We start from the raw sequence: 3,468 nt of genomic DNA, 5'->3' as shown, positions 1-3,468 counted from the left end.
CGTCTAATTGGTGGAGGAGCCAAAAGTGAACTCTGGCAGCAGATTACAGCAGATATCTTTGGTGAAACAATCAGCCTTTTAAATATTGAGCAGGGACCTGCCTTTGGGGCAGCAATTATTGCTGGAGTTGGGGCTGGAGTCTTTTCTGACTTCGAATCAATAGTAGAGGAACTGGTTGATGTAGTCAAAACTGTAGATCCGATAGCTGAGAATGTTGAAAAGTATAATAAAAACTATGAGATTTATCAGAATCTTTATGGAGATTTAAAAGAGAGATTTAAAGACTTAAAATAATCTATATTCTAAAAATATAAACAATAGGAGTTCTTGAGGCCGTCGGTGATTATGCCGGCGGTTTTTGTTGTAAAGAATTAAAATAAATGATAAGATTAGTGATAAGAATTATAATCTATTAAATCAGAGCAGTAGAGTTATGAGTATTTATTCTAGAAGAGAAAGGAAGATTTTTGTGAAAGCTATTATTAGTGTAATTGGTGTTGATCAGATTGGGATTATTGCTGAGGTAAGTACACTGCTGGCTGAAAAAAAGGTGAATATCCTTGATATCAGTCAGACAATACTGGATGATTATTTTACAATGACCATGCTGGTGGAGCTTGATTCTCTGGAAATTCCTTTAGAGGAATTAAAAAAAGAGTTAAAGCAGAAGGGCGAAAAGTTGGGAGTCTCAATTAAATTACAGCATGAAGATATTTTCCGCTCCATGCACAGAATTTAATTATAGGCTGGTTTTTGAGTAATAATTTTAGTTTTTGAGTTTGAGAGGAAGTGAGTTAATGTTAAATACATACGAGATTATGGAAACAATCAGAATGCTGGAAGAGGAAAAACTGGATATCAGAACAGTGACTATGGGAATTTCTCTAAGTGACTGTGCAGATAGTGATGGTGCCAAAGCAAGAGAAAATATTTATAATAAAATTGTTAAATATGCGGGTGATTTAGTTAAGACCGCAGAAGAGATTGAGTTAAAATACGATATACCGATCATTAATAAGAGAATTTCGGTTACTCCCATATCGCTTGTTGCAGCTGCTTCTGAAGATTTAGACTACATAGAATTTGCTAAAACACTGGACAGGGCAGCTAAAGAAGTAGGAGTTGACTTTATTGGCGGCTTTTCAGCGCTGGTTCATAAGGGAATGACAGAAGCTGATAAGAAACTGATCAAATCAATTCCGGAAGCTCTGGCCCAGACAGAAAGGGTCTGTTCTTCAGTTAATATTGGTACGACTAGAGCCGGTCTAAATATGGATGCAGTTGCTGAGATGGGTGAAGTAGTAAAAAAATGTGCTGATCTGACTGCTGATAATGGTGGTGTTGCAGCCAGTAAGCTGGTTGTTTTTGCCAATGCACCGGAGGATAATCCCTTTATGGCAGGTGCCTTCCACGGAGTTGGTGAAGGTGAATGTATGATTAATGTAGGTATTTCTGGTCCGGGAGCTGTCAAGGCAGCCTTAACTAAGGTTAAAGGAGAGCCCTTTGATGTAGTTGCTGAAACTATTAAAAAGACTGCTTTTAAGATTACCCGGATGGGCCAGCTGGTAGCCAAAGAAGCTTCTGAGATGCTGGGAGTTACAGCAGGTATTGTTGATCTTTCGCTGGCTCCAACCCCGGCAGTTGGCGACAGTGTTGCTAGAATCTTAGAAGAAATGGGAGTTGAAGTTGCTGGTGCACATGGAACAACCGCTGCCCTTGCTCTTTTAAATGATGCAGTTAAAAAAGGTGGGGTAATGGCATCTTCCCATGTCGGCGGTTTAAGTGGAGCTTTTATACCTGTTAGTGAAGATGCTGGGATGATAGAAGCTGTAGAAAAAGGGGCATTAAGTTTGGAAAAATTGGAAGCAATGACTGCAGTCTGTTCGGTAGGACTTGATATGATAGCTGTTCCCGGTAAAACTACTGCAGATACAATTTCGGCAATTATTGCTGATGAAGCTGCAATTGGAATGGTAAACCACAAGACAACAGCTGTTAGAGTAATTCCAGTTCCCGGTAAAGATGTGGGAGAAGAAGTTGTTTACGGAGGTTTATTTGGTCGAGCTCCAATTATGAAAGTAAGTGATTATTCAAGTTCCGACTTTATTGCCAGAGGCGGCCGAATTCCGGCACCACTGCAGAGCCTTAAAAACTAAGGTAGTTATTTTATATAATTGAAGATTATTGAGACAGTACTGCTCTGAATTATGCGGAGTTGTACTGTCTTTTTTTATTTTCTTTTAAATTTCAGAAAATATTATAAAATTTAAAATTATCCTTGATTTTCAAAAAAGATTGTTGTACAATATAACCAACAAGTTAACATACAACTTGTTTAAAAGTAGGGAGAGTTGTTGTATGAAAAAAGCAAAGTATCAGCAAATTATAGATTATTATAAAGATTATATAGAACATCATGAGTTAAGTGATGGTGATTTACTGCCCTCAGAATCTGATGTGGCAGAAGAATTTGATTTCAGCAGGGATACTGTGCGCCGAGCTCTAAAAGAGCTGGAAAAGGAAAAAGTTGTTTCCCGAGAAAGAGGAAAAGGGACATTTTTTAAGGACGAACAAAATACAGTTAAAGAAAAACGAATTGCAGTTATTACTACCTATCTTTCCAATTATATTTTTCCCAATATTATTTCCGGGATTGAAGAGGTTGTCAGTTCAAAGCACTATACTCTAAATCTGGCCAATACAGATAATGATCCCAATAAAGAACGAAAACACTTAAGAAAAGTTATAGATAATCAAGTTGATGGTTTGATAATTGAGCCAACAAAAAGTGCAGTCGACACCCACAACATGGATTTATATCAGGAACTTAAAGAAAAAAATATTCCCTTTGTAATGTTAAATGCCTATTATAGAGAACTTGATCCATCCTATGCAATAGTCAATGATTACAAGGGTGGCTATAAGGCAACTCAATATTTGCTTCAGCTGGGCCATACAAGTATTGCTGGTATTTTTAAAGAAGATGATCTGCAGGGGATATTTAGACTTAAGGGTTTTAAAAAAGCACTCTCAGATTATGATCTTGACCCAGAAGCTGCAGATATTGGAACTTATATAACTAGCCAGATATCATCTTATCCCTATCACTGTATGGATAAAATGTTATCTCACCAAAATCAGCCGACAGCAGTTGTCTGTTATAATGATGAAATTGCAGTAGATGTTGTCAAGGCAATTATTGATAATGGTTTAAAAGTACCAGAAGATATTTCCGTTGTATCTTTTGATGATTCCATTCTGGCTACAGCAACAAATGTTAGACTTACCTCAGTTAGACATCCTAAAGAAGAACTGGGCAGACATGCAGCCAGATTATTATTTAATATGATAGAAATTGGAATTAAAAAACCCAGATTTTTATATGATCCAGAACTGGTAGTTAGAGATTCATGTAAAGAGTTAAGAAGGAGGTAGTTAGCTTCTCCCTATTAATTAAATTTTTAAGTC

At 36.9% G+C, this 3,468-nt stretch carries 4 protein-coding genes; all 4 read left to right on the top strand.

The window, feature by feature from the left end:
* Positions 1-294: FGGY-family carbohydrate kinase (locus tag CI949_RS18700; RefSeq protein WP_290769201.1), on the top strand; the 294-nt coding region annotated here is incomplete at its 5' end.
* Between the two features lie 175 nt (positions 295-469).
* The gene (locus CI949_RS18695) at positions 470-739 is read left to right on the top strand and encodes an ACT domain-containing protein (RefSeq protein WP_108141297.1); all 270 of its coding nucleotides are present in this window, start codon (positions 470-472) and stop codon (positions 737-739) included.
* A 58-nt stretch (positions 740-797) separates the two neighbouring features.
* Positions 798-2,156, top strand: coding sequence for a PFL family protein (locus tag CI949_RS18690; protein ID WP_108141299.1), 1,359 nt, complete (start codon positions 798-800; stop codon positions 2,154-2,156).
* Positions 2,157-2,358: 202 nt separating this feature from the next.
* A complete protein-coding gene (locus tag CI949_RS18685) occupies positions 2,359-3,435 on the top strand; it encodes a GntR family transcriptional regulator (protein WP_133530841.1) in 1,077 nt (358 codons plus the stop codon).
* Positions 3,436-3,468: the final 33 nt, after the last annotated feature.

Source organism: Halanaerobium sp., from assembly GCF_003070835.1.
Note: the sequence above shows the minus strand (reverse complement) of the source record. Positions and strands in the feature narration are given on the sequence as shown.

Excerpts from the sequence above, each read along its gene's own strand:
- CI949_RS18690 (WP_108141299.1), top strand. The coding sequence starts at position 798 with ATGTTAAATACATACGAGATTATGGAAACAATCAGAATGCTGGAAGAG.
- CI949_RS18685 (WP_133530841.1), top strand. The coding sequence starts at position 2,359 with ATGAAAAAAGCAAAGTATCAGCAAATTATAGATTATTATAAAGATTAT.